General features: G+C 67.2%; 17 protein-coding genes and 1 tRNA gene. 4 read left to right on the forward strand and 14 right to left on the reverse strand.

Annotation, left to right across the window (positions count from 1 at the left end; translation table 11 throughout):
• Positions 1 to 16: 16 nt before the first annotated feature.
• From KBY97_RS02760 to psb32, 6 genes are all read right to left on the reverse strand, one after another.
• A tRNA-Met gene (locus tag KBY97_RS02760) sits at positions 17 to 90 on the reverse strand.
• Positions 91 to 144: 54 nt separating this feature from the next.
• Entirely contained in the window at positions 145 to 1,194 is a 1,050-nt protein-coding gene (locus KBY97_RS02765; RefSeq protein ID WP_255145155.1) for a M23 family metallopeptidase, read from the reverse strand.
• Positions 1,195 to 1,336: 142 nt separating this feature from the next.
• Positions 1,337 to 1,834, reverse strand: coding sequence for a tRNA (cytidine(34)-2'-O)-methyltransferase (locus KBY97_RS02770; protein WP_255145156.1), 498 nt, complete (start codon positions 1,832 to 1,834; stop codon positions 1,337 to 1,339).
• 3 nt (positions 1,835 to 1,837) lie between these two features.
• Positions 1,838 to 2,392 carry a bifunctional adenosylcobinamide kinase/adenosylcobinamide-phosphate guanylyltransferase gene (cobU, locus tag KBY97_RS02775; RefSeq protein WP_255145157.1) on the reverse strand — a complete coding sequence of 185 codons (555 nt, stop codon included), beginning with the start codon at positions 2,390 to 2,392 and terminating at the stop codon, positions 1,838 to 1,840.
• Complete coding sequence (gene pxcA, locus KBY97_RS02780; RefSeq protein WP_255145158.1) at positions 2,379 to 3,521, reverse strand: proton extrusion protein PcxA; 1,143 nt, start codon at positions 3,519 to 3,521, stop codon at positions 2,379 to 2,381. The genes cobU and pxcA overlap by 14 nt, the downstream gene beginning before the upstream one ends.
• A gap of 6 nt (positions 3,522 to 3,527) precedes the next feature.
• Positions 3,528 to 4,190, reverse strand: a complete 663-nt coding sequence (psb32, locus tag KBY97_RS02785; RefSeq protein WP_255145159.1) for a photosystem II repair protein Psb32 — start codon at positions 4,188 to 4,190, stop codon at positions 3,528 to 3,530.
• Between the two features lie 104 nt (positions 4,191 to 4,294).
• Between psb32 and KBY97_RS02790 the strand changes: the two genes are divergently transcribed.
• Entirely contained in the window at positions 4,295 to 4,957 is a 663-nt protein-coding gene (locus KBY97_RS02790; RefSeq protein WP_255145160.1) for a cofactor assembly of complex C subunit B, read from the forward strand.
• Here KBY97_RS02790 and lptC read toward each other — a convergent pair.
• Positions 4,899 to 6,044, reverse strand: coding sequence for an LPS export ABC transporter periplasmic protein LptC (gene lptC / locus KBY97_RS02795; RefSeq protein ID WP_255145161.1), 1,146 nt, complete (start codon positions 6,042 to 6,044; stop codon positions 4,899 to 4,901). The two genes, KBY97_RS02790 and lptC, sit on opposite strands and share 59 nt — an antisense overlap.
• Positions 6,041 to 7,627: a methionine--tRNA ligase gene (metG, locus tag KBY97_RS02800; protein ID WP_255145162.1), complete on the reverse strand. Its 1,587-nt coding sequence runs from the start codon at positions 7,625 to 7,627 to the stop codon at positions 6,041 to 6,043. Before metG ends, lptC begins: the two co-directional genes overlap by 4 nt.
• A gap of 204 nt (positions 7,628 to 7,831) precedes the next feature.
• Between metG and KBY97_RS02805 the strand changes: the two genes are divergently transcribed.
• Positions 7,832 to 9,640 (forward strand): FAD-dependent oxidoreductase, encoded by a 1,809-nt coding sequence (locus KBY97_RS02805; protein WP_255145163.1) that lies wholly within the window; start codon positions 7,832 to 7,834, stop codon positions 9,638 to 9,640.
• Between the two features lie 63 nt (positions 9,641 to 9,703).
• Here the strand turns inward: KBY97_RS02805 and KBY97_RS02810 are convergent, their stop codons facing one another.
• The 3 genes from KBY97_RS02810 to rpmG all read right to left on the reverse strand — a co-directional run bounded on the left by KBY97_RS02810 (position 9,704) and on the right by rpmG (position 12,276).
• Positions 9,704 to 11,773 carry a ribonuclease catalytic domain-containing protein gene (locus KBY97_RS02810; protein ID WP_255145262.1) on the reverse strand — a complete coding sequence of 690 codons (2,070 nt, stop codon included), beginning with the start codon at positions 11,771 to 11,773 and terminating at the stop codon, positions 9,704 to 9,706.
• A 10-nt stretch (positions 11,774 to 11,783) separates the two neighbouring features.
• Entirely contained in the window at positions 11,784 to 12,005 is a 222-nt protein-coding gene (gene rpsR / locus KBY97_RS02815; protein ID WP_094512863.1) for a 30S ribosomal protein S18, read from the reverse strand.
• A 76-nt stretch (positions 12,006 to 12,081) separates the two neighbouring features.
• Positions 12,082 to 12,276 (reverse strand): 50S ribosomal protein L33, encoded by a 195-nt coding sequence (gene rpmG / locus KBY97_RS02820; RefSeq protein ID WP_094512862.1) that lies wholly within the window; start codon positions 12,274 to 12,276, stop codon positions 12,082 to 12,084.
• A 109-nt stretch (positions 12,277 to 12,385) separates the two neighbouring features.
• Between rpmG and pheT the strand changes: the two genes are divergently transcribed.
• Entirely contained in the window at positions 12,386 to 14,884 is a 2,499-nt protein-coding gene (pheT, locus tag KBY97_RS02825; protein ID WP_255145164.1) for a phenylalanine--tRNA ligase subunit beta, read from the forward strand.
• 21 nt (positions 14,885 to 14,905) lie between these two features.
• Here the strand turns inward: pheT and rlmD are convergent, their stop codons facing one another.
• Positions 14,906 to 16,294 carry a 23S rRNA (uracil(1939)-C(5))-methyltransferase RlmD gene (gene rlmD / locus KBY97_RS02830; protein ID WP_255145165.1) on the reverse strand — a complete coding sequence of 463 codons (1,389 nt, stop codon included), beginning with the start codon at positions 16,292 to 16,294 and terminating at the stop codon, positions 14,906 to 14,908.
• Between the two features lie 135 nt (positions 16,295 to 16,429).
• Here rlmD and apcD point away from each other — a divergent pair, with 135 nt between their 5' ends.
• Entirely contained in the window at positions 16,430 to 16,924 is a 495-nt protein-coding gene (gene apcD / locus KBY97_RS02835) for an allophycocyanin subunit alpha-B (RefSeq protein WP_255145166.1), read from the forward strand.
• A 1-nt stretch (position 16,925) separates the two neighbouring features.
• Here apcD and KBY97_RS02840 read toward each other — a convergent pair whose 3' ends face one another.
• Positions 16,926 to 17,468: a DUF3122 domain-containing protein gene (locus KBY97_RS02840; RefSeq protein WP_255145167.1), complete on the reverse strand. Its 543-nt coding sequence runs from the start codon at positions 17,466 to 17,468 to the stop codon at positions 16,926 to 16,928.
• Positions 17,469 to 19,215: 1,747 nt separating this feature from the next.
• Positions 19,216 to 19,797, reverse strand: a complete 582-nt coding sequence (locus tag KBY97_RS02845; RefSeq protein WP_255145168.1) for a J domain-containing protein — start codon at positions 19,795 to 19,797, stop codon at positions 19,216 to 19,218.
• Positions 19,798 to 19,905 lie beyond the last annotated feature (108 nt).

Consider the following 19,905-nt stretch of genomic DNA (forward strand, 5'->3'; position numbering starts at 1 on the left):
CCGATTTCAGGGGAAATGGCTCGGGGGAGACTTGAACTCCCGACCTTGGGGTTATGAATCCCACGCTCTAACCAGCTGAGCTACCGAGCCCTATGGCAAGAGCTTAAACGACGGCCCTGCGCCCTCCTTGAGTCCTGCCCCGCCTCAGGCGCGGCCGGGGAGGAACTGCAGGGGATTGACAGCACCCCGGCCGGGGGGATGAATCTCGAAGTGGAGGTGTGGTCCGGTGCTGCGTCCGGTGCTGCCCATCGAGCTGATCACGGTGCCCTGGCCCACCACCTGCCCCACTCTCACCATCAGCCTGCTGTTGTGGGCGTAAAGCGATTTGCTGCCGTCGTTGTGTTGGATCTCCACCAGGTAGCCGTAGCCGCCGTCGTGCCAGCCGGCAAACACCACCTGGCCGGAACGGGCTGCCACGATCGGCGTGCCGACGTTGTTGGCGATGTCGACACCTTTGTGCATGCGTCCCCAGCGCCAGCCGAAGCCGGAGGTGAATACTCCCTTGCTGGGCCAGATCCAGGTGGTGTCGCCACGGCTTGGAGTTGGCTCCACTTCGGGGCGCTCACCAAAAGAGGGGAGATCCGGCCAGCTGAGTCCGCCACTACCCACGGGATTGAGCCCGAGCACCATCCGGCTGCGGCCGGGGGCGGAACGGGCCAGACGCACCTGGGTGCCGGCCACTAGCCGGGCGGCCTCAAGACCGGGATTGAGCCGCAGCAACTCCCCAATGGTGAGGTTGTAGCGCTTGGCCAGCTTGATCATGTTGTCGCCGAAGCGCACCACCCCAGTGGATTCCAGCGGTGGCAGCTCGGAGAGCGGCGCGGCGCGGCGAATCTGTTCGGGATCGAGGGCGGCCACGCTGCGGGCCCGCTTGGCGTCCCGCCCGGGGATCACCAGCCAGTCGCCCTGGCTGAACTTGTGGTCTTCGTTGACATCGTTCATGCGGGCCAGGGGCGTTTCCTGGATGCGCAACTGCTGGGCGAGCTCGTCAAGGCTCACGTCCGCGCGCACCTGGATCCACACCCTGTCGCTCGTCTTGGGAAGTGAAGCGAGCTGGAGCGCTGTGGGCTCGGCCGTCAGGCCCAGAGCATCCCCGAAGCCGCCAGACAGCTCCTCAAGCCCATTAGAGCGGGAGTCGGCGATGCCAGGGATGGCCGCAGCAGCCACCAGAGAGAGAACCGGTAAGGCTCCCATCAGAGGCAGGATCAGTTGCGAAGGCTTCATGCAGATTCACCCATTGGACAAAACCCGGTGGAGAAGCCGCCATCCCCCGGGTCGCGCCGAGAGTAGCGGCCTGAACTCCTTTAGACAACCTGAAGACCGCAGCGATGCTGATTTAAGCCTCCTTGGCAGGGCTGGAGATCCCTCTCCCCAACTGGCGAATGGCCTCAAACAACACCACGGCGGCGGCCACCGAAAGGTTCAGGCTGCGCACCCCGCCGCCGCTGCGCACCGAGCCCGGCATCGGCACGGTGAGGCGGGCATCGGCGGCGGCCAGCAGCTCCGGTGGCAGACCGCTCGATTCGCGCCCATGCAGCAGCCAGTCGTCGTCCTGGAAGGCGAAGGAGGTGTAGGGCTGGTCCACCTGGCTGCTGAAGGCCACCAGGCGGCCGCCACGGCTGCGGCGGTGCTGCTCGAAGCTGATCAGGTCGGCGTGGCAGCGCAGCTGCACCCAGGGCCAGTAATCCAGGCCCGCCCGCTTCAGCTGTCGGTCGTCGATCTGGAAGCCCAGCGGTTCGATCAGATGCAACTCGCAGCCGGTGGCCGCGCAGGTGCGCGCCACATTGCCGGTGTTCGGCGGGATCTCCGGCTCAAACAGCACCACGCGCGGCATGGCTCAGAGCTCCGGCACCGGCCTGCTCAGTCGCAGCAGGTCGATCGCCCGCCCGTGCACCACCAGCCAGGCCTCACTGCAGCGGGGCAGCAGCCGTTGCTGAAGCGCCCCGAGCCGATCGCGGAAGCGCCCGCCGATCGCCGTGGGGGGCACCACACCCCAGCCGGTCTCCTCTGCCACGATCAGCGCGGGAGAGGAGCAATGCTGCAAGGCCGACAGCAGCTGTTCCTGTTCCTGCTCCCAGGCGCTGGTGTCCAGCTCAAGGTGGTGCGCCAGCCAGGTGCCGAGCGAGTCGATCAGTAGCAGCCGCTCAGCGGGGGCCTGCTCCAGTGCGGCACTGAGCTCCCCTTCCACCTCCCAGGTGGTCCAGTCGGCCGGTCGTCGACGGCGGTGCAGGGCCAGCCGCTCGCTCCAGCTGGCATCGTCCTCGAGGCGGGGGCCGGTGGCCACATAGGTGACAGGCCGACCCGAGCGCAGGGCCAGGTGCTCGGCCCAGCGGCTCTTGCCGCTCCGGCTGGGGCCGGTCACCAGAGTGAGCATGGCGTCAGCCTCCGCCATTCATGTTGCGCAGTGTGGCCACCGAAGATGGAGACACGCGGTTCAGATAGCGGAAGATCCAATACTTGAAGATGGTGGCGAGAATCACCGGGAAGGTGGCGATAAAGAGCATCACAAAGTTCTCCCGCACTGGTAGTCCCAGATGGTTGGCAACACCACCGAGCAGCACAGTCCAGCCTTCAGGGCTGTGGAAGCCCACGAAGATGTCGGTGAAAAGAATAATCGCGAAGGCCTTGGCACTGTCGCTCAGTCCATACACCTGTTCGTCGAGAAAACCGCGCAGCATGCGGATGTCTTCGCGGGCCAGCAGGCACACCAAACCGAAGCTGATCAGCCCGAAGGCATCCGACAGCACGTTCTTGATGGCCAGGGTGCTCTGGTCATCGGCTTCCTCCTTGAGCTCGACCGCGCGACTGGCCAGGGCCTTGTGCATCGTCGCCGGATCGGGCAGGTCCTGGCCCTTGAGCAGGGCATCGAACTCCAGCTCCGCCTTGTACACGCGCAACTTCTCCACAGCCGCTTCTTCAAGCTGGGGCTTGGGGTAGGTGAGGAAGGGCACGTCGGGCGCGAAGCGATCGACCAGCGGCGAAATCACGAAGGTGCGGCTGGCCTGCTGCATCAGCAGCGGCACCAGCACCAGCAGCAGCAGGATGCGCAGCGACACCAGCGTGGAATCTCGGCGGCGGCGAAAGCCGGCCACCACGGTGGCCTCCGCCTGAGGATCCAGCTGTCGCTTCACCCTCTCCATCAGCCCCATCAGGCTGCGGGGCAACAACTCCGGCGAGCGGGTGAGAGTGGAGACGGGCTTGCGGTTGGAGTAGCGCCCCTCCACCGTTTCGATCAGCTGGAACTGGCGCAGCTCCTGGTGATCGAGCTCATGACGGCGAGGTTGGAGTTCCTCCACCACCTGCCGGCACAGCTCCAGGGAACTGCGAAACCGCCGCATCATCTGCGCCTGAACCGACGCCGGCATGCTCAGCTCGAGTTCCGGCCGGACTGGCCGGTCGTTGAAGTATTCGAGCTCGATGTTCTGGATCAGCAGAGCCGCTTCATAGGCGCGCTCCAGGTTGCTGCGCAGGTCCTTGGTGCGGGCCTTCCCGAAGGTTCCCATCCAGTCGGTCAGGCCCATGGGTGCTCAGCGGGAGAAAACCCACCAGGTGAGCATCGGCACCACGGTGCCCACTGCAAGCAACACGATGATCCAGGTGAAACCGTTGCTCGAGGCGGTTTCCTCCTTGGTGGGGATGTTCGATTCCACCGGCACGATCACCTGCTCCAGCGGGGGGCCCGGGTCTTCGCCGCCGGCCAGCACCGCAGTGAGGCGATCAAGGGCGTCGAGCGAAGCCTGGCGGTAGCGGGATCCCAGCCGCATCGGAATCGCCATGGTGCGATCGGCTGTATTGCGCAGCAGGGATTCCGGCAGCTGATCGAGCAGGGTGTCGCTGGCCACCACGGCGGCCATATTCGTCTGCGAATCGATCAACAGGATCAGCTGGGCGGAGTCGTCGCTGGAAGCGGTGGCCCAGCGATCCAGCAGCTGTTGACCGAGGGCCTCAAGATCAAGGCCGTAGTCGAGGCGCTGCACTGTGACCAGGCGCGCCTCGATGTGATCGGCCTGCAGCTCCTTGAGCCGGCGCTCCAGCTCCACCGCGCTGGCTCTGCTGAACAGCTCGGCGGGATCGATCAGGTGCTGCTGGGGCACAGCCGGGTAGGCGCTGGCTCCGACGGCCCAGGCCTCCGCCACAGGCAGGAACTGGAGCAGCAGCACGGCGACGGCAGCCAGTAGACGCAGCGGCAAGCGCAAAGACCGGACCTCACAAATGTCCTGGTCAGTCTGCCGCCCGCGGGCCCTGCTGTCGCGCCCTTGTGTGTCAGCGTTCGTATTCCCACCGCCGGAATCCCATGGCCGGTCTTCCGCCACCGGCGCGCCTCTGTCTGGCTGCCGGGGTGCTCGGCTTGCTCCTCTGTCTGCTCAATCAGCTCACCGCGCCCGACCTCTCTCCCGCTCTGGAGCGGGCGGCCGTGCTGGCCAGCCTGATGGCCGTGGGGCTGATGCTGGTGGCCGTGCTGTGGACGCGGGCCCTGCCGGCGGCACCGGAGCGGGTGGAGCTACCGGGGGAGCAGGGGCTGGAGCTCGATGGGGCCCTCGCTCCAATGGCCCGGCGGGAACTCGCCTGGGGCAGCCACATGCTGCTCACCGCCACCCCGGCCGCCAGCGTGGTTTTGCTCTGGAACGGTCGGGTGGTGCTGCGCCGCGGTGTGCTGGCGGCTGAACCCTTCCTGCCGGGCCCCATCTGCGAGCGGGCCCGGCGTACGGAGCGCTGCGTGTCGCTGGTGGACCTGCGCCTCTATCCCGGCCGCGAGGAGTTCACTGGGCTGCCAGCGGGCACGCCTGCCGTGATCGTGCAACCCATTGATCAGCACGGCTGGCTGCTGGTGGGGGGCTGGTCGCCGCGGTGCTTCAGCCGCGCCGATGAGCTGTGGGTGGAGGGCTGGGCCCGCAAACTCAGAACGACACTGGAGGACGCTTCCGCGGCGTGCCCTGCGCCGGGGGCGGCACCGTGAGCTCGGTGAACACCCGCCCGCCCGGAGTGACGAACTCCACCGTGCCGTCCTTGCCGACCTGGCCGCTCAAGGCGGCACTACGGGTGATCTGCCGGTTTGCCTGGCGCTCCAGCCGCACCTCCCCTTCTGCCTGCACCACCTTCGAGGTCCAGTTCCACTGACAGGTGTTGGCCTGCAACCATTCGCCGGGCTGGCGCAGGTCGCAGCCAGCGGGGATGAAGGCTGTGGTGTTCGCCAGATTCGTCTCCAGGGCCTGGCCGCGCACATGGAGCTGATCGAAGCGGCCCGTGAACGGTTCGGCGCTGGAGATCCTTTCCCCTTCCAGGTCCCAGCGGGTGCGCCCTGCCGCGATCTCCGTCTTGGCAGCGGGGTCGACGAACTGCACCGGCGCAATGCCATAAAACACCTGCTCGCGGGTGTTGCCTTCCAGTGCCGATGCGGTGAGGCGTTGGTCGGGCTTGCCGGCTTGCTGGCGCAGGGCCAGCACCGGTCCGGCCGCCTTCAGCACGCCGGTCGGTGGATACCAGTCGGCTTCGCGGGTGAGCAGGTTCAGCCCTGGCTGCAGCAGGCGGGGAGATCCGCGCAGCTCCAGCTTGTCTTCGGCGATCAGGAAGCGGGCGCGGTCCGCCGTGAGGCGGCTGGAGCGGTCGGTGGCCACCGGCCGGCCGGTGATCTCGATCAGGGAGCGGCCAGGCGTCCAGCGAACGCGATCGCCGGTGATTGTGGCTCCCTGGGGGCCGATCACCACGATGCTCACCTTTCCCTCCAGTTGGATCACCTCGCCGTCGTTGATCACGGTGCCGCTGGTGGCTTCGATCCGGTAACGCGGTTTGCCGGCTGCAAAAATCACACCGCGCGGTTGCTTGGCGGTGGCCACGCGACGTTGCAGGTCGTAGCGGGCTTCAGGGCTCAACAGCTCCCAGCTGGGGCGGCCTTTGGAATCCTGCTGGCGCAGGTTGAGCGCCCGGAACACGAACGGCTGAGGCTTGGCTGGTGTCTTGGTGGTGCGCGTACAACCGATCAACGGCGCTGCCATCAACACCAGCAGCAACACGCCGCCGCGGCGCAGGGGGGACGGCGAGATCAAAGGGTTTCCTCCAGTTCAAGGCGGGCCATCACCGGAGCCGGTTCGGGCAGGGGCGTGCCCGCCACCAGGCCTCCCCAACACAACCGTTCGCTCCAGGGCGCGCTTGCAAGGGTGCCGCTGGCAGCCTGCTCGGGCACGCCGCTGGCCAAGGGAGCCTGCGCCAGCTGCGCCAGCATGCGCTCGGCCAGATCGGGCAGCAGCGGGGCGATCAGCAGCGCCACGATCCGGGCGGCCTCCAGCACGGCGTAGAGATCATCCGCCACCTGCTCCACTCCCTCCTGACGCTTCATGCGGCTCCAGGGGGCTTGCTCGTTGAGATAGCCGTTGGCGGCCACGGCCAGCTGCAGGGCCGCCTCCGCACCCGCACGAAAATCGAGCCGTTCCAGTGCCGCCAGCACCCTCTGAGTGGCGTCCGCGCTCGCCAGGGCCAACGGATGCTGATCGGTGACGGCGCTGCTCACCGGCGGCACGGCCTCGGCGAACCAGCGCCGTGCCATCGAGGACGTGCGGTTGAGCAGGTTGCCGATCGTGTTGGCCAGGTCGTTGTTGACCAGGTCGGTGAAGCGCTGCTGCTGAAAGTCGCCGTCGTCGCCGAAGCCGATGTCCCGCAGCAGATACCAGCGCACCGCATCGGGCCCGCAGCGCTCCAGCAGGGTGGCGGGGTCGAGCACGTTGCCCAGCGACTTGCCCATCTTCTGCCCTTCGCGGGTGAGAAAGCCGTGGCCGAACACCCGCTCCGGCAGCGGCAGGCCGGCCGACAGCAACATCGCCGGCCAGTAGACGGCATGAAAACGCAGGATGTCCTTGCCGATCACATGCACTGACGCCGGCCAGCCCCGCTCGCTCAGCAGCTCGAGATCGGGCGCATCGCCTGGTTCCAGCAGGGCGGTGAGGTAGCCGAGCAGTGCGTCGAACCACACATAGAAGGTCTGCGGTTCGTGGCCCGGCACCGGCAGGCCCCAGGGCACATTCAGGCGGGAGATCGAGAAATCGCGCAGGCCCTGCTGCACGAAGTTCTCCACTTCCTTCTGGCGGCCGGGTGGCGAGATGAAGCCTGGGCGGCGGATCAGCTCCTCGATCGGCTGCTGATAGCGCGAGAGCCGGAAGAAGAGGTTGATCTCGTCGCGCCACTCCAGCGGGCGGTGGTGAATGCCGCAGTTGGGGGCATCGGCGCCGGCGGCCTCCTCCTTGAATTCCTCGCAGGCCACGCAATACCAGCCCTGCTGGCGTCCCTCCACCACGTCGCCCGCGGCCTCGACCCGCCTGAAGAACTGGTGTACCAGCTGGCGGTGGCGTGGATCGGTGGTGCGGATGAAGCGGTCGTTGCTGATCTCCCAGGCCTGCCACAGCTCCCGGTACTGGGCGCTGACGCGGTCGCAATGGGCCTGGGGGGTGAGCCCGGCCTGCTCGGCGGTGCGCTGGATCTTCAGGCCATGCTCGTCGCAGCCGGTGATGAAGACCACCCGTTCCCCCTTCAAGCGCTGGAAGCGGGCCAGGGCGTCACAGGCCAGGGTGGTGTAAGCGCTGCCGAGGTGCGGCTTGTCGTTGACGTAGTAGAGGGGGGTGGTGAGCGTGTAGGTCATTCGGCGGGGATCAAGGGCTCGCTGGCCCGCCAAAGCGGCCCTGCGCCGGCGACGGATCCTACCGAGCGCCTCCTGGCACGGCGTTTCGGCACGTGGCCCCTCCACAACACCTTGAACGCACTCTGACAACCTTTCCCCACCACCTGCTGCGCCGCCGATGGCCCTGCTTCTGCGTGACTGCCTCTCGCTGAACGGTTGCTCCTGATGGGCGCCACTGAGGAACGGGCCCAGGTGGTGATCTGGGGGGGTGGCAGCGGCGGTGTGGCGGCGGCGCTACAGGCAGCCCGTGCCGGCGCCGACACCCTGCTGCTCACCCCCGGCGGCTGGCTGGGGGGAATGGTGAGCGCCGCCGGGGTTTGCGCGCCCGATGGCAATGAGCTCTCCCCCTGGCAGACGGGCCTCTGGGGGGCGCTGCTGCGGGCGTTGCAACAGGCGGAAACCGAAGGGCTCGATCACAACTGGGTGAGTTGCTTCGGCTGGCGGCCGGCCACGGCCGAGGGGATCCTGCGGGGCTGGGTGGCGGTAGAACCGCGGCTCCGCTGGTGGCCGTGCTGCCTGCTGCGCGGGGTGCGGCGCCAGGGCCGGCGGGTCACCGCCGTGGAAGTCGAGCGGCAGCAGCAATCCCTGCAGATCGCTCTGGACGTGCTGATCGATGGCAGCGACCGGGGAGATCTGCTGCCCCTGGCGGCGGTGCCGTTCCGCTGCGGCTGGGAGCCCCGCGAGCAGTGGGGGGAACCCAGCGCACCCCTGCAGCAACAGCTGGACCAAGACCCCTTTTTCCAGCGACAGCCGGTGCAGTCACCCACCTGGGTGGTGCTGGGCCAGCTCGGCGATGGCGCCTGCCCCACCGGCCGGCCGCCGGCCCCTCCCTTTGAGCGCTCCACGGAAGCCCACGGGCTGTGGCGCACGCTCACCTATGGCCGGCTGCCGGGCGGGCTGGTGATGCTGAACTGGCCCTTGCACGGCAACGACTGGCACGACGGCCTGGGGCGTGCCTTCAGCGATGAGCCCCAGCAGCAGCTGGCGCTGCAGGCGGAGATGCGCGCGCACAGCACGGCGTTTGCGGCAGCCCTGGGCGAAGCCAGTGACGGCTGGTTGCAGGCGGCGGCGGTCTTCCCGGAGGCGCCGGCTGCGGCGTTGCTCGAGGGCTCCTCGGCCCTGGCCCTGATGCCTTACTGGCGCGAGGGCCGCCGCCTGCACGGTCTGGCCACCGTCACCGAGGGGGATCTGCTGCCCCAGGTCTGCGCCGCTGGGGCCCCCGAGGCCCGCCTGGCCCCACTGGCCGCCGGCCGAGACGGGACGATCAACGCCATCGCCGTGGGCAATTACCCCAACGATCACCACTACCCCGGCCCCGATTGGCCGCTGGCCCCGAAGAGCTGTCGCTGGGGCGGGCGCTGGAGCGGCACCCCCTTCACGATTCCCTACGGCGCGCTGGTGTGCGCCGACCTCGACAACCTGCTGGCTGCCGACAAATCCTTCAGCACCAGTCACATGGCCAACGGCGCCACCCGGCTGCAGCCGCTGATTCTCAACATCGGCCAGGCGGCGGGGGCAGCCGCCGCTCTCTGCGTGGCCCACGCTCTGCTGCCGGCCGAGCTGCCGGTGCGAGCTCTGCAGGAGGCCCTGATCAACGACCCGCTCGCTCCCGCCGGGCCGCTGCCCCTGTGGGACACCCCCTGGCACCACCCCGAATGGCGCCAGCGCCAGCACGCGGCGCTGGCTGCGCCCGAACGCCTGTCGCTGGGCGGCGAGCTGCTCGGCGTCGCGCCGCCGGATCCCGGTGTTGCCCCGGCGGAGCCCCATGAACGCCTGTTCCAGGGGCTGCTGCAGAGCGATGGCAGTGGCGGCTTTCTGCTGGACACCGCCGAGCGCCGCTGGCCCGTGATCACGCTGGAGCCCGGTCTGCACCACTGGCTGGCTGCTATCGAGCGGCCGCGTCCGGTGCAACTGATCGGCTGCGCCAATCCCTGGGGGCCCTGGCTGCGGCTGTCGCGCCTGGCCGCAGGCTGAAACGGGAGCTGTCATTGAGGCCAAAGCGAACGCTGAGGCCAGAGCCAACGTTGCCAGAGCGTTTCAGCGCGCTTCCAGGCGCAGCAGATCAGACAGCGAATCCACCATCTGCACCTGCACGGCCAGGAGGGTGCCGGGTTCTGCCGCGGCGGGGCAGCGGGCGGCCACGTCCAGCGCCAGCGCTTCGAGATGCACCAGGCCCAGCCGGTCCTGCTCCCGCAGCCAGCGCAGGAACACCCCCTCCAAGCGCTCGTCGGGGTGCTGCTCAAACCACACCTGCTGCCAGTGGCGCTGGTCTTCGCGGCTGATCTGCACCCCTTCCCGCAGGGCCGGATCGAGTTGATCGAGCAGGGCGCCCAGCTCAGCTCCGTCCAGGGGCGGCAGCTGTTGCTGATGGGCCGCCAACTGGCGTTGCACCAGCAGATCTGCGTAGCGCCGGATCGGAGAGGTGGCCTGCACGTAGGCGCTGAGCCCGAGGCTGAAGTGGTGGCTGGGCTGCACGCCGGTGACGCCCCGCGTCAGGCAGCGGCGCAGGGCCATGTGCCGCACCGGACCTGGGGGCAGGGCCTCCAGCTGGGCGGCGGGTGGCAGTTCGGCGCTGGGCTGGCCCCGGTAGGGCAAGGCCAGACCCTCGCCCACGCCATAGGCGGCGATCACGGCGCCATTGAGAATCATCGCTTCGGCCACCAGCGCCCGGGCCGGGGTCGGGTCGGTGATTTCCACGGTTGTCTGGCCGCCCACCGCGCGGATGCGTCCCTCCGGTTGCTCCATCTGCAGCGCGCCCTGGGCCACGCGCCAACGGCGACGCCGCTCCAACAGGGCGTCGATGCTGGCCAGATCCGGCTCCTCCTTCGGGGCCAGCTCGATCAGGGCATCGCCGTCGGCGTAGGAGAGGCGATAGGTGGGCAGCACCCAGCTGCGCACGATCTCGACGGCAGCCACCGCCCCATCGGCGTCCAGCTCGATCGCCGTGCTCCAGGCGGGGCAGCGCTGGCCCTGCCGCAGGCTGAAGGGGCCGGTGGCCAGCGGAAACGGAAACATCGGCACCACCCGGTCGGCCAGGTACAGGCTGGAAGCTCGGCGCCGTGCCTCCAGATCCAGGGGCGATTCCGCCGGCACCAGCCGCCCGGGATCGGCGATGTGCACCCAAAGACGCTGACGGCCTTCGGCCAGCTGCTCAAGGGAGAGGGCGTCGTCGATCTCCTGGGTGTCGGGATCATCGAGGGTGTAGGTGCGCAGGCCGGTGAGGTCGCGGCGCTCGTCGTCGCCCGGTTGGGGAGCAGCGGCGGCGGCGATCAACCGCTCGGCTTCGGCCAGCAGCTCGGGCGCGAAACCCTGGTCCCACACCGTGCGCTGCAGCGAGGGCAGCCCGTGGGGCTCCCACTGGCCCAGATCCACCAGCAGGCGACGCACCGCCCCCGGCTCCGCACTGCAGTGGGCGCTGTGCAGCGCCTGGCGCAGGGCCACTGGCAAGGGCGTGGTGGTATCCCCTGCAGCCAGAGTCAGCAGGTGGTCGAGTTGAGCCCGGGCCTGGGCGTCAAGGCTGCTCGGATCGAGCGGCTGGCGTTGCTGCAGCAAGGACTGCCAGTGTTGCTCACGCAACCGAGCCAGGCGTTCGAGGTGCCGCTCGCGGCGCAGCTGGCGCAGATCCCGCAGCGTGCGGGGCTGAACCGCGCCGTGGCGCCAGCGAAAAAAGTGCTGCTCCGGCTGCTGGAGGGCCAGCCAACAGGCCGCTCGGGCCGCTGGCGCGTCGGCAGGCGCCACCAGAGCCACGAGCTCCTCCAGTGGCATCACCCCAGGAACCCCGGCAGCAGCCCCTCCCGAAGGGGACGCTGCTGCTGGCGCCGACGGCTCAGTGAGCAGCAACCAGGCGGCTGCCAGATCGCGGCAGGAGGGTTGGTGATGCTGTAGCACCGCTGCCGTGAGCCCCCAGGGGGGAGCCAGCAGAGAAGCAGGCGGGTCAAAGGCGCCAGGCAAGGATGCCAGGGCGTCAAGCTCCCGCAGCGGCACCAGTTGGCGCCTGGCCTCAAACCCGACCCGCAGGGCGGCTTTGCTGCCCGACAGGGTGTCGATCACGGCAAGCTCAGGCCCCCGGGAGCCGTTCAGACCGACCAGGTCGCCGGGCTGAAACACCAAGGGAAACTCAGCCTTCGGGGTTCACGAAGGGAAGCAGCGCCAGGATGCGGGCACGCTTCACGGAGTTGGTGAGGTCGCGCTGCTGCTGGGCGGTGAGCCCAGTGAGCCGGCGCGGCAGGATCTTGCCGCGTTCGGTGATGAACTTCTTGAGCAGATCGACGTCTTTGTAGTCGATCGGATCGCCGGGCTTGATCGGTGAAAGACGCTTCTTGAAGAAGGAGCTGGACATGGGGAAGGGCAGAAAGGAAGAAGACGTGGGGAGAGCAAAAGCGGGAGGGCTGGCGGTAATGACCGCGAGCCCTCACTCACTTGATCTCCTTGTGGTTCGTGCTCTTGTTGCAGTGAGGGCAGAACTTCTTCAATTCGAGCCGTTCGGTGGTGTTGCGGCGGTTCTTCTGGGTGGTGTAACGAGACACACCAGGAGACCGCTTGGCGGGGTTGGACCGGCATTCGGTGCACTCAAGAGTGATCACGAGCCGGACGCCCTTGTTCTTTGCCATGGAAGGACGTGCGCCGCTGAAGCGAGGCGAGCTGACAGCTAAACAACATACTCTCCGGCCTGCACCGGGCCGGTCATTAGGATCTCGGCGACTGGACGCCGTGGATTCGATGCAGGTCTCGCTCCAATGGCTGCGGGAGCTGGTGGCCAGCTCCATCACCGCCGCCGAATTGGCCGAGCGTCTATCGATGGCCGGCTTTGAAGTCGAGGCGATCGAGGATCTCGCCGCCCGCGCCGCTGGCGTGGTGGTGGGCTATGTGGAGGAACGCACGCCCCATCCCAACGCCGACAAACTGAGCATCTGCCGGGTCCGTGTCGCGGCAGGTGCTGGCGACGACCTGCTGCAGATTGTCTGCGGCGCCCCCAATGTGCGAGCCGGAATCCATGTGCCCGTGGCTCTGGTGGGCGCGCACCTGCCGGCGGTGGATCTCACCATCAAGCCGGCCGAGCTGCGCGGTGTGGCCAGCAGCGGCATGATCTGCTCGCTGCGGGAACTGGGCCTGCCAGAGAGCAGCGATGGCATCGCCATGCTCGACGATCTGCTGAGCGACGTGCCGCCGCTTGGCACTCCGGTGGGACCCAGCCTCGGTCTGGACGACCAGGTGCTGGAGCTGGCGATCACGGCCAACCGACCCGATGGCCTCTCGATGCAGGGCATCGCCCGCGAGGTGGCGGCCCTCACCGGCGCACCACTCACGCTCACTGCGGCGGCTCCGGAGGTGCCCGCCGTGCCGTTGCCGGTGGCAGCCGCTGACGGCGCCGCGATCGAGGCCGGTGGGCTCTACAGCCTCACCGCCATCACCGGCGTGCAGGTCGCGCCCTCACCGGAGTGGCTGCAGCAACGGCTGGAGCGGGCCGGCTTGCGGGCGATCAACAACGTGGTCGATGTCACCAATTTGGTGATGCTGGAATTCGGGCAGCCGCTGCATGCCTTCGACAGCGAGCGGCTGGTCCTGCTGGGCCCGCCTGGCACCGCCACCGCCGATCCCGGCGCCATCGGTGTGCGTCAGGCAGGGGATGGCGAGGCCTTTGAGGCGCTCGATGGCGGCAGCTACCTCCTGAGCCCGGAAGCCCTGCTGATCACCTACGCCAACCGGCCAGTGGCCCTGGCGGGGGTGATCGGTGGAAGCAACGCGTCGGTGCACCCCGGCACCGGCGCCATCTGGCTGGAAGCGGCCGTGTTTGCGCCCCAGGCGGTGCGCCGTAGCGCCCGCAGCGTGGGCCTGCGCACCGACGCCAGCCTTCGCTTCGAGAAGGGCCTGCCCCGCGAGGTCACCCTGGCGGCGGCCGATCGTGCCGCTGCTTTGTTGGTGGAACTGGCCGGCGGGGAGATCCAGGGACGCTGGCTGCACCAGGTGCCCGTGGATCCCCGCCCACCGCTGGCCTTGCGCCGCGATGCCTTGCACCAACTGCTGGGTCCGGTGCTCGTTGATGGTGTGGCGGACGACCTGGCCGATGCACGGATCACGGCCACCCTGGAGGCCCTGGGCTGCCGGCTGGAGGAGTGCGAGGCGGGCTGGTGGGTCACTGTGCCGCCGTCGCGGGCGATGGATCTGCAGCGGGAAGTGGACCTGATCGAGGAGGTGGCCCGCCTGGTGGGCTACGACCACTTCGCCAGCCACCTGCCGGATCCGATCTGCCCTGGTGGCCTGGAGCCCGCCCAGAAGGCCGAGCGCCTGTTGCGCCGCGGCCTCAGTGCTACCGGATTGCAAGAATGCTGCTCGTTGTCGCTTGGGCCGGCCCACGCACCGGTGAGCGGTGACAGCGGGCAGGCGGGCGCCGAGCGGGTGGCACTGGCCAATCCGCTGCTTGCGGAATACGGCCACCTGCGCGATTCCCTGATCGATGACCTGCTGCTGGCGGCACGCCGCAACCTGCAGGCCTCCCAGCCGGGCTTCTGGGCCTTTGAGATCGGCCATGTGTTCCGTACCGCTGGCGATGCCGCGGTCACCGACGTGATCAGCGAGGCGAAGCTGGCGGGGGTGATCTGCGGCGAACGGCGCTCCGAGCTGTGGAGCAGCGCTGGCAAGACCCGGCCGCTCGGGTACTACGAGGCGCGCGGCGTGTTGCAGCAGGCCCTCGGCCAGCTGTCCGTGGGCTGCGACGACCGCCCCTTGCAGGGCCATCCGCTGCTGCACCCCGGCCGTGCGGCGGAGCTGGTGCTTGAAGGCCGGGCGCTGGGCTGGTTTGGCCAGCTGCACCCGGCCCAGGCCGAAGCCCTCGACCTGCCGGAAGCGACCCATGTGTTCGAGCTGATGTTGCAGCCGTTGCTGGGCGCGGCCACCCGCAGCAACCGCTGGCAACCCAGCTTCAGCCCCTATCCCACCGTGCCCGCCTCCGAACGCGACCTGGCCGTGGTGATCCCTGCCAGTGTCACGGCCGCCCAGCTGCTCACGGTGATGCGCAAGGCAGGCCGGCCCCTGCTGGAGTCGGCGGAGCTGATCGACCGCTACGCCGGCAGCCAGGTGGCGGAGGGCGCCGCCAGCCAGGCTTTCCGCCTGCGCTATCGCGATGCGCGCCGAACACTCACCGAAGCGGAGGTGGAGCAGGCCCATGCGGCCGTCCGACAGGCCGTCGAGAAGCAGTTCGGCGCCCAGCTGCGTGCCTGACGCTGAGCGCTGGGCCTGTCTTCAGCTGACGGCCAGCACCGCCAGAGCTTCCACGTGGCTGGTCTGGGGGAAGAAGTCGATCGGTTGCACGCTCAGCAGCTTCAGCCCGCTCTCCTGGGTGAGCCGGGCCAGGTCACGGGCGAGTGTGGCCGGATTGCAGCTGAGATAGGCCACACGCTGGGGCGGGCAGGCGCTGATCACGGCCGCGACGTGCCCGGGAAGGCCCTTACGCGGTGGATCGAGCAGCAATCCATCCGCCTCCGGCAGCAGTTCCACCAGCGCTTCAGCCACATCGGCGCTCTCCACGGTGAAACCGTTGAGGCCGTTGAGTGCCGCGTTCAGCCGGGCCTGCTCCACGCTGGGCAGGTGCAGCTCCAACCCCCGCACACTCGCTCCGGCGCCCGCCAGGGGGAGGCCGAAGGTGCCGATGCCGCAGTAGGCCTCCACCACTGAGCGTCCGGCGCGTGCATCCAGCGCGTCCACCAGCAGTGGCACGACCCGTTCGGCCTGAGGAGTGTGCACCTGGAAGAAGGTGTCTGGGGCGATGCGCAGCTCGTGCCCGCAGAATCGTTCGCTCAGCCAGCCCCGGCCGGCGATCACTTCGGTGCGCGGCCCCATCAAGGTGTTCGTGGGCAGGGGCTGGAGGTTCAGGCACACGCCCACCAGCTCAGGCCAGCGCTCCATCCATGCGTCCGCCCGCTCACTCAGCCCGGGCAACTGGCTGTGGCTGCTGATCAGGGTCACCAGTACTTCGCCGCTGTGATGCCCGACGCGCAGGCCCAGGTGGCGAAGACCACCGCCTTCGCTCAGGTCCGCGTCGACGGGCCAGCCACTGGCTTCCAGCTCCTGCTTCAGCGGCGCAATCAGGCGGTCGATGCGCCCATCGAGCACCGGGCAGCGGTTCATGTTGACGATCTTGTGGCTGCCACTGCGGTAGAAGCCCGCCCGCAGGGTGCCGTCGGGCCTGCGCTCGAGCGGAATCACGGCCCGGTTGCGATACGCGAGCGGCTCCGCCGCCGCCAGGATCGGCTCCACCGCCAGGGAAAAGCCGCCGATCCGCTGCAGGGCCTGCTGGACCAGATCCTGTTTCCAGCGCGCCTGGGCATCGTCGGCCAGATGTTGAACGCTGCAGCCACCGCAGCGCTCGGCCAGGATGCAGGGCGGGCGTCGGCGTTCCGCCGCTGTGTTGTGCCGCTCGATCAGCTCGGCCACCACGTGACCTTTCGCCTGGTAGGTCACGCGGGCCGTCACGGCCTCACCGGGCAGCGCCTGAGGCACGAACACCACCACACCCCGGTCGCCGGCCGCTGCTGTGGCCGCGCCCCAGCGCCCAACGCCCTCGCCGAGGTGGTTCAAGCCGGTGATGCTCAGCTTCAGTTCTGTGCCGGAGGGGGGCAAGAGTTGGGCCATCCAAAGACCTGCGACACAACGGGCAGCCCCTGACCCTAAAGGCCACCCCGGATGCAAAGGGCCGTTACACAAAGGCACCTACGGCCGTCGCCAGGGTCTGTTCTCGGTAAGATCGGACCCAGCGTGGTGCATTCGATGAGCGTCGTCCGGGACCTGATCCTGCAAGCCGATGATCAGTTGCGCTACCCCAGCGGCGGTGAATTGCGCTCCATGGCCGATTTCCTCTCCGGGGGAAACCAGCGCATTCGTGTCGCCCGCGTGCTCACGGAAAACGAGAAGAAAATCGTCAACGAGGCGGCTCGGCAGCTGTTTCTGCGCAAACCGGAATACGTGGCCCAAGGGGGCAACGCTTACGGCCAGCGCCAGCGGGCCCAGTGCCTGCGTGATTTCAGCTGGTATCTCCGCTTAGTCACCTACGGCGTGCTGGCCGGCAGCACCGAAAAGATCCAGGACATCGGCCTGATCGGTGCCCGCGAGATGTACAACAGCCTGGGCGTGCCCATGGCCGGCATGGTCGAAGGCATGCGCACCCTCAAAGATGCCTCCCTGTCCCTGCTTGCCACCGAAGATGCCGCCATGGCCGGTCCCTACTTCGACTTCCTGATCCAGGGCATGCAAACTCCCGGGTGAATCAGGTGTCTGTGCAGGCGTCTGCCAGTGAGTGGAGCGACTGAACCTGGCCGGGGGCGAGATCAAAGCTGAGATCTCCTTCGGATTTGGGCACCACGATCACCAGACTGAGGCCATCTGCAGGGATCGGATCCAGGCAACCGGCATCAAACTGGGACGACCCCACGGGAATCACACCCCTTGGCGACGTGAGAAGTTCCTCGCTGCGGTTGGATAGCTGCCAGGCTTGGCTTTTACCATCACTGAGCACCAAAGGGCGCAGGTGGTTCAGCTGCAGGCCCCCTGATTCCGCATTCAGGCGCAACCGCAGGCCAGCAGGGCTGTTGATGTCGGAGCGCTCAAACAGCATGGCGCCCAGGCGGTGGCCTCTGCCGTCATCAAGATTCCAGTTGCCGGGTTGCTCAGCCGCCATGGCAGGTGATGGAGAGACGATGGGTGCAATGAACAAAAGTGCCAATGCAACCATCCAGGCTCCTCGCTTTGCTATTGCTGCAGACCACGGGAGGATCTCTGCAATACGTGATAAAACAGCGGAAACTTTCATGGGCCGATGCATCGCTGATGGACTTCTTCAACCTATTCAATTGCACAAAGGTGGCCACGGCGGATATCCTCCGTGACTGCAGGCACCGAAACTTGCTAGACCAACTGCGCCGTCCACAAGGCGCAGATGATTCCAAAAGCGCCTGTTTCCTGGATTGCCAAACCGCTCTCAGCGGGAGGGAATGCACCTGCTGTGACGCTGCTGAGAATCTGGCAGCACGGTCTTGAGGGACTTGACCAAGCCTCTCGCCATGCTCGGATTAGACCCAGTTCGAGTCTAGGTGTGAGCCCCATGCTGGACGGCTTTGCAACCTTGCTGTCGCCGTCGTTGGCGCCCTTGGGCGCAGAGCCGCTGGCGAGTAAGCCACTGCGAAGACCATCAGGCGCGGTGAAACATGCCCGCCATACCCTTTGCCCCGCAGCGGTTCAAGTTCTGTATCACCCACCCCTGATGCGCGCATGAAGGATCCAGTCGCAGGAACAGCTCTCAGGCCTGACCTGTCGCTGCACGCTTCAGTGCCCACCTCAGTGATCTGCCTCAGTGATCTGCCTCAGTGATCCACCTCAGTGATCCACCTCAGTGATCTGCCTCAAGTGCCCGACTTGACTGCGGCAACGTGAACGCCACCTCGCGTTTGCCTCGTCTGATGCGATCTGCCACTTCTGGGGCGAGCCACTGGCTGCAGACCATGTTGCGCAGCGGGCAGGGACTCACGTGCGTTCACTCCTGGACGCATGGCTGGACTCGTTAATCCAGCCTGGGACAACAATCGGCCCACATCTACCGTGGAAGACACATAGTAGGTCTTGCGCGTCCTATCCGAGACTGAAGACTGGTCTAACTACGCGACCCAGTGGCAAGTTCTGAGACCTTGATTTTCTCGTGATTTTGTCTGTCGCGCTGGAGTCATGCTTTGGTTGCGTTGGTTGCTTTGCTTGCGTTGGTTGCTCGTCGGGTCTGTCGATATGGAGGGTGGAGTGATCAGTGATCAGGCATGGGGAGTGTGCTGTTTCGGTGTAGTCGGGGACGCTCCGATGGCCTGGCTCACCTGTGAAGAGTTTGGCGGTGAGACTGTGGGGAGACGTGCAGCGAGGACAAAGTGCACTGAAGGGAGATGAGGCCAAGCCGCGTGATGCCAAGCCCAATCGGGTGAATCCAAGCCAAGGGGATGAACCAATACAGGTCAACTTTCGGCAGGAACCGCTTCTGCTTCCCCCATCCAGCGGCCACCCCGGATGCCCCACCTGGCCGGCGCCCCTCTACCGCTTGCTATGTCTGCGTACCTGTGTCCAAAGCAGGTACGCGTATCAGTTCTGGCATTCACTGGCCCTTTCCTGACTGGCTACTGGGCTGATCCTGTGCCCCTGTCCAGCAGTTGGACAACGCAGTTGCTGGCCAATGGACAAGGTGCTTGGTGTCCATTGATGGATTTGGTCCTTGGCAGATGAACAGGGCTGGCGGCGGCCAGGAGACATGGCAATCAATGGGCGCAGGCGAGCAGGGCCAGCCCAGCGACGACGTCGCGCGTACCCCTATTGAGACTTGGACCTAGACACTGTCTGCGTCTCATCTGGGATGTGTGAGTGGCTGGGTCGGGTTGAGCCGCGTGTGATGGAATCAAGCAACTCCTCCTCCCCTTCTCCTCTTTCACATCCGGCTTCTCCTTCTTCTCTTTCCTCTCCTGTTCCACTTCATCACCCTTCCCCACCCGGAACTTCAGCATTCCAAGTCGAGACAGCGTGGGTGTTCAAGCGGATTTGCGGTAAAGCTCCTTGAGCAATTGGTAGGCCTCGTTGAGTCGGCGCATCGTGTCGGCGCTGCCGCCGGAATCGGGGTGGTGCAATTGCGCCTGTTCCCGGTAGGCCTCGCGGATCCTTTTCAGCGTGAGCCGCTCCCCGGCGACGAAGGGAATCTCCAGCACCTTCAGGGCTCCCTGCAGCGTCATGGTGTGCTCCAGGGTCTGGAAAGAGGTGCCCTGACGGCGGCGGCGGAAGCGGTGCACGAACCGCCGGATCAAGGTGGGCAGACGTATGCACAGCGTTGCGGTGCTGAACGGATCTTCCAGCAGCCCAGCTGCCACCATTACGCGCTCAAAGCTGGGCGGGCCGGCCGGCCAGCTCGGCGCGCATTCCAAAATCCAGTGTTCAAGCGCCGACCAGGTGAAGGGGCGTCCCTCCGCCTGGTCGGACTGGGGCCAGATGTCCTGCCCGAGCCACACCATTGCCGCTTCCAACACCGCCTCATTGGCGGTCGTGCCGTAAAGGTTGACCCAGTGGTCGGTGGCGGCATTCAAGGCAGTACTGAGCTCCCGCTCAGAGATTCCTGGCACGGGATCGCTGGGCCGCTCTGTCGTCTTGGAGCGTGGATGGAGGCTCTGCCGCAGCCGTGCAGATTTCTGTTGCACGAATCCTGGTAGATCAATCCCTGCTCCCATGCC

Source organism: Synechococcus sp. ATX 2A4 (assembly GCF_024346375.1).
Lineage (GTDB): Bacteria > Cyanobacteriota > Cyanobacteriia > PCC-6307 > Cyanobiaceae > MW101C3.

Coding starts and splice junctions, on each gene's coding strand:
- KBY97_RS02840 (WP_255145167.1), bottom strand. CDS start 17,468: ATGAAAGTTTCCGCTGTTTTATCACGTATTGCAGAGATCCTCCCGTGG.
- rlmD (WP_255145165.1), bottom strand. CDS start 16,294: ATGGCCCAACTCTTGCCCCCCTCCGGCACAGAACTGAAGCTGAGCATC.
- KBY97_RS02805 (WP_255145163.1), top strand. CDS start 7,832: ATGGGCGCCACTGAGGAACGGGCCCAGGTGGTGATCTGGGGGGGTGGC.
- rpmG (WP_094512862.1), bottom strand. CDS start 12,276: ATGGCAAAGAACAAGGGCGTCCGGCTCGTGATCACTCTTGAGTGCACC.
- pxcA (WP_255145158.1), bottom strand. CDS start 3,521: ATGGGCCTGACCGACTGGATGGGAACCTTCGGGAAGGCCCGCACCAAG.
- metG (WP_255145162.1), bottom strand. CDS start 7,627: ATGACCTACACGCTCACCACCCCCCTCTACTACGTCAACGACAAGCCG.
- rpsR (WP_094512863.1), bottom strand. CDS start 12,005: ATGTCCAGCTCCTTCTTCAAGAAGCGTCTTTCACCGATCAAGCCCGGC.
- pheT (WP_255145164.1), top strand. CDS start 12,386: ATGCAGGTCTCGCTCCAATGGCTGCGGGAGCTGGTGGCCAGCTCCATC.
- KBY97_RS02790 (WP_255145160.1), top strand. CDS start 4,295: ATGGCCGGTCTTCCGCCACCGGCGCGCCTCTGTCTGGCTGCCGGGGTG.
- apcD (WP_255145166.1), top strand. CDS start 16,430: ATGAGCGTCGTCCGGGACCTGATCCTGCAAGCCGATGATCAGTTGCGC.
- KBY97_RS02765 (WP_255145155.1), bottom strand. CDS start 1,194: ATGGGAGCCTTACCGGTTCTCTCTCTGGTGGCTGCTGCGGCCATCCCT.
- KBY97_RS02770 (WP_255145156.1), bottom strand. CDS start 1,834: ATGCCGCGCGTGGTGCTGTTTGAGCCGGAGATCCCGCCGAACACCGGC.
- cobU (WP_255145157.1), bottom strand. CDS start 2,392: ATGGCGGAGGCTGACGCCATGCTCACTCTGGTGACCGGCCCCAGCCGG.